This is a genomic window from Roseibacterium elongatum DSM 19469, assembly GCF_000590925.1.
GTDB lineage: Bacteria > Pseudomonadota > Alphaproteobacteria > Rhodobacterales > Rhodobacteraceae > Roseibacterium > Roseibacterium elongatum.
Window position 1 is genome coordinate 1 of record NZ_CP004372.1, and the last position, 5,000, is coordinate 5,000.

Annotated in this window: 2 protein-coding genes, 1 tRNA gene and 2 rRNA genes; 2 read left to right on the plus strand and 3 right to left on the minus strand. The window is 55.9% G+C overall.

Going from position 1 to position 5,000, the window contains the following annotated elements; translation table 11 throughout:
• Positions 1-8: 8 nt before the first annotated feature.
• Positions 9-1,108 (plus strand): IS3 family transposase gene (locus ROSELON_RS00010; protein WP_156945632.1). Its coding sequence is split into 2 segments (ribosomal slippage): positions 9-261 and positions 261-1,108, totalling 1,101 coding nucleotides; the frame shifts between segments, so codons are not numbered across the junction.
• Positions 1,105-1,356 carry an H-NS histone family protein gene (locus ROSELON_RS17660; RefSeq protein WP_084613575.1) on the plus strand — a complete coding sequence of 84 codons (252 nt, stop codon included), beginning with the start codon at positions 1,105-1,107 and terminating at the stop codon, positions 1,354-1,356. The genes ROSELON_RS00010 and ROSELON_RS17660 overlap by 4 nt, the downstream gene beginning before the upstream one ends.
• Positions 1,357-1,506: 150 nt before the next feature.
• On the opposite strand, the gene ROSELON_RS00015 is transcribed toward ROSELON_RS17660, so the two are convergent.
• From ROSELON_RS00015 to ROSELON_RS00025, 3 genes are all read right to left on the minus strand, one after another.
• Positions 1,507-1,583: transfer RNA gene (locus ROSELON_RS00015), tRNA-Met, on the minus strand.
• An 81-nt stretch (positions 1,584-1,664) separates the two neighbouring features.
• A 5S ribosomal RNA gene (gene rrf, locus ROSELON_RS00020) occupies positions 1,665-1,779 on the minus strand.
• Between the two features lie 140 nt (positions 1,780-1,919).
• Positions 1,920-4,788, minus strand: a 23S ribosomal RNA gene (locus ROSELON_RS00025).
• Positions 4,789-5,000: the final 212 nt, after the last annotated feature.

The following is a 5,000-nucleotide window of genomic DNA, read 5'->3' on the forward strand; positions in this document are numbered from 1 at the left end:
CGGACGGAATGAAGAGATCACGGTTCAGCGAAGAGCAGATTATCGCGATCCTGAAGCAGCAGGAGAGCGGCCTGGCGACGGCGGATGTGTGCCGGGAACATGGGATCAGCTCGGCCACGTTCTACAAATGGAAAGCGAAGTTTGGTGGGCTCGAAGTGTCGGATGCCCGGAAGCTGAAGGCGCTTGAGGACGAGAACACAAAGCTGAAGAAGCTGTTGGCCGAGCAGATGCTGGACAACGCGATGCTGCGAGACGTTGCATCAAAAAAATGGTGACGCCCGCGGCCAGGCGGGAAGCCGTGGCGCATCTGTGCGAAGCGCACCAGGTGAGCCAGCGGCGGGCGTGTTCAGTTGTCGGGGCGGATCGGTCGAGCGTACGCTATCAAAGCGTGCGCCCGGACGATGCCGATCTACGCAAGGCGATGAAGGCTGTGGCGGCCGAGCGCCGTCGGTTCGGCTATCGGCGGGTGCATGTGATGCTGGAACGACAAGGCTGGCAAGTGAACCTGAAGAAGCTGAGGCGGCTTTACCGCGAGGAGAAGCTGCAGGTGAGGAAGCGCGGCGGTCGCAAACGGGCGCTCGGGACACGCAGGCCGATGCTGGTTCCGGAACGGCCCAATGAGCGCTGGAGCCTGGATTTCGTCTCGGACGCCTTTACAGATGGACGCAGGTTCCGGGTTTTGGCCATCGTGGACGACTTCAGTCGCGAATGTCTGGCATTGGTTGCGGACACTTCGCTTTCGGGGCTGCGGGTCACACGAGAGCTGTCAGCGATCATGGCCAGACGCGGACGACCCAGAACGATTGTCAGCGACAACGGCACGGAACTAACCAGTATGGCGGTGCTCAGATGGTGCCAGGAAACGCGGATCGGCTGGCACTACATCGCGCCGGGAAAGCCGATGCAGAACGGCTTCATCGAATCGTTCAACGGCAGCTTCCGGGACGAGCTCTTGAACGAGACCCTGTTCTCAACGCTGGCCGAAGCCCGTGAAAAGATCGGCGCATGGAAGGAGGACTACAACCGAAACAGACCCCACTCATCCCTGGGCAATCTCACGCCGCAGGAGTTTGCAATGAAATCGAGACTGGAAACGAAGGCCGCATGAGGCCAGAAATCAACCGACGGATTCTCCTGAAGGCTGGACGGAAGTCGGGTCTCAGGTCACATGGTTTCGAGCTCGCTGAGCTGCTCGGAGAGAGCTCAGGAAGCCGCAGGAAGGCCTCTGCGCCCTCTGCGCCCAGATACCGACATCCTGAGAACCCTGAAGTCACCTGGAGCGGCCGTGGACGCCGTCCGGCCTGGGTTACGGCAGCGCTCGAGTGTGGCAAGTCTCTCGAGGATCTTGCGATCTGAGAACATCACGCTCTGCCTGGTGTTGAGACTTGTGGGGGTTCGGGGACTGAGTTTGGGAAGAGGTGCCCCCAGACTGCCCCCACGCCCTCAGAAACGAAGAAAGCCGCCCATCGGGCGGCTTCTTAATATCCTGATACGAAACAGGAAATTTGGTTGCGGGGGTAGGATTTGAACCTACGACCTTCAGGTTATGAGCCTGACGAGCTACCGGGCTGCTCCACCCCGCGCCGGGTCCTTGGCGTGTCCAAGTTTGGAAGACCAAGGTTTTGGGTATCGTTTGAGAGATACGTGTGTGTGTTTCTTTCTAGGTTTGGCGGTGACCTACTCTCCCACGTCTTGAGACGCAGTACCATTGGCGCAGTAGCACTTAACGGCCGGGTTCGGAATGGAGCCGGGTGTTTTGCTTACGCTATGACCACCAAACCGAGGAAGAAACACATGATTGGTGCGCTACCGCGCCAGCGCGCTACTTGAGCGCGTGAGGCGATAACGAACCATCCAAGTCTAGTACACGTTTGGTGATGCTTTTTTGGTCCTAGTACGAAGCCTGGCTTCTACTGGATCAAATCAAGCCTATTGGACAATTAGTACCGGTCAACTGAACGCATTGCTGCGCTTACATCTCCGGCCTATCGACGAGGTGGTCTACCTCGGTCCTCAGGGATACCTTGTTTTGAGGGGGGCTTCCCGCTTAGATGCCTTCAGCGGTTATCCTTTCCGATCATAGCTACCCAGCACTGCCATTGGCATGACAACTGGTCCACCAGTGGATCGTTCACCCCGGTCCTCTCGTACTAGGGGCAACTCCTCTCAAGTATCCTACACCCACGGCAGATAGGGACCGAACTGTCTCACGACGTTCTAAACCCAGCTCACGTACCTCTTTAAACGGCGAACAGCCGTACCCTTGGGACCTGCTCCAGCCCCAGGATGAGATGAGCCGACATCGAGGTGCCAAACGGTGCCGTCGATATGGACTCTTGGGCACCATCAGCCTGTTATCCCCGGCGTACCTTTTATCCGTTGAGCGATGGCCCTTCCACTCGGGACCACCGGATCACTATGGCCGTCTTTCGACTCTGCTCGACTTGTCAGTCTCGCAGTCAGGCTGGCTTCTGCCATTGCACTCAACGAGCGATTTCCGACCGCTCTGAGCCAACCTTCGCGCGCCTCCGTTACGCTTTAGGAGGCGACCGCCCCAGTCAAACTACCCGCCACACAGGGTCCCGGATCCGGATAACGGACCGCGGTTAGACATCAAGCAGAACAAGGGTGGTATCTCAAGGGAGGCTCCACAGAGACTGGCGTCCCTGCTTCGAAGCCTACCACCTATCCTGCACATGTTGTGCCTGATGCCAGTGTGAAGCTGTAGTAAAGGTGCACGGGGTCTTTCCGTCTAACCGCGGGAAGCCTGCATCTTGACAGGCAATTCAATTTCGCTGAGTCGATGTTGGAGACAGCGGGGAAGTCGTTACGCCATTCGTGCAGGTCGGAACTTACCCGACAAGGAATTTCGCTACCTTAGGACCGTTATAGTTACGGCCGCCGTTTACCGGGGCTTCAATTCGGAGCTTGCACTCCTCCTTTTAACCTTCCGGCACCGGGCAGGCGTCAGACCCTATACGTCGTCTTGCGACTTCGCAGAGCCCTGTGTTTTTAGTAAACAGTCGCCACCCCCTGGTTTGTGCCCCCAGTCAATACTTGCGTAGAAACTGGGCCTCCTTCTCGCGAACTTACGGAGGTATTTTGCCGAGTTCCTTCAACATCGTTCTCTCAAGCGCCTTGGTATTCTCTACCAGTCCACCTGTGTCGGTTTAGGGTACGATCTTATAGTGGGGCTATTTCCAGGAACCGCTCAGCTGCCCGACCAATCCGATAAGGTCGAACAACACCCGCGATCCGTCACCACCACATGGCCCAGGAATATTAACCTGGTTCCCATCGACTACGCCTTTCGGCCTCGCCTTAGGGGTCGGCTTACCCTGCTCAGATTAGCTTTAAGCAGGAACCCTTGGACTTTCGGCGACAGGGTCTCTCACCCTGTTTGTCGCTACTCATGTCATCATTCTCGCTAGTGATCACTCCACCGGATGGCTCACGCCCCGGCTTCACAGTAAACACGTGATCTTGTGCTACCGCCTATCGGCTGCTTGAGCACGGTCGCCCGCGTCCAAGACCGATCTGCGATAATAAAGATCAGTGTTATGTCACACTACGCTCCGCTACCACTGCATACGCAGTCCTCAGCTTCGGCTCATGGCTTGAGCCCCGTTACATCTTCGCCGCAGGACAACTTGTTTAGACCAGTGAGCTGTTACGCTATCTTTAAAGGATGGCTGCTTCTAAGCCAACCTCCTGGTTGTTTTGGTCGTCCCACCTGCTTTCCCACTTAGCCATGAATTAGGGGCCTTAGCTGGAGGTCAGGGTTGTTTCCCTCTCCACTATGGACGTTAGCATCCACAGTGTGTCTGCCATCTAGTACTCCCGGGTATTCGGAGTTTGGTTAGGATCAGTAAGCCTGTGGGGCCCCATTACCCATCCAGTGCTCTACCCCCCGGGGTATTCGGATGACGCTCTACCTAAATAGATTTCGCGGAGAACCAGCTATCTCCGAGTTTGATTGGCCTTTCACCCCTAGGCACAATTCATCCCGACCTTTTTCAACAGGTGTGGGTTCGGACCTCCAGTAAGTGTTACCTTACCTTCATCCTGATCATGCCTAGATCACTCGGTTTCGGGTCTGATCCCACTAACTCGTCGCCCTATTCAGACTCGCTTTCGCTGCGCCTACACCTAACGGCTTAAGCTTGCTAGTGAGACCAAGTCGATGACCCATTATACAAAAGGTACGCCGTCAGGGCGCAAGGCCCCTCCGACTGCTTGTAGGCGTCCGGTTTCAGGTACTGTTTCACTCCCCTCGTCGGGGTGCTTTTCACCTTTCCCTCACGGTACTGGTTCGCTATCGGTCAGTAAGGAGTACTTAGCCTTCGAAGGTGGTCCTCCGATCTTCAGACAGGATTTCACGTGTCCCGCCCTACTTGATACGTCCGATCATGCTTCCCATACGGGACTGTCACCCACTATGGTCAACCTTTCCAGGTTGTTCTGGTCACACTCACGGCTCGGCTGGTCCCCGTTCGCTCGCCGCTACTGGGGGAGTATCAATTGATTTCCTTTCCTCCGGGTACTTAGATGTTTCAGTTCCCCGGGTTTGCTCTTAAAACCCTATGTATTCAGGTCTCAAGTACCTGTTTTACCCGATTATTGATATCCAACAGGATAACAATAACCGAGTATCAGGTGGGTTGCCCCATTCGGAGATCCGTGGATCAAAGCTTATTCTCAGCTCCTCACGGCTTATCGCAGAGTATCACGTCCTTCATCGCCTCTTACTGCCAAGGCATCCACCAAACGCCCTTCTCGCGCTTGATTTGATCCAGAAAAAGACAGGTTTCTTCCCCTCCTATCGCCTTGCGGCTGCTTGAGGAGATCTGCCGAAGACCAGAAGCTGGAACAACTGATCATTTCTCCGGACCAAAAGCATCACTTTCCCGCCCCCGCCGATGTCGGTCGGCAGGGACATTGCGCATCCTGACGGATGCGCGATTGGTTAGTGTACTTGACTTGGATAGTATCATGCCTTG

Excerpts from the sequence above, each read along its gene's own strand:
- ROSELON_RS17660 (WP_084613575.1), top strand. The coding sequence starts at position 1,105 with ATGAGGCCAGAAATCAACCGACGGATTCTCCTGAAGGCTGGACGGAAG.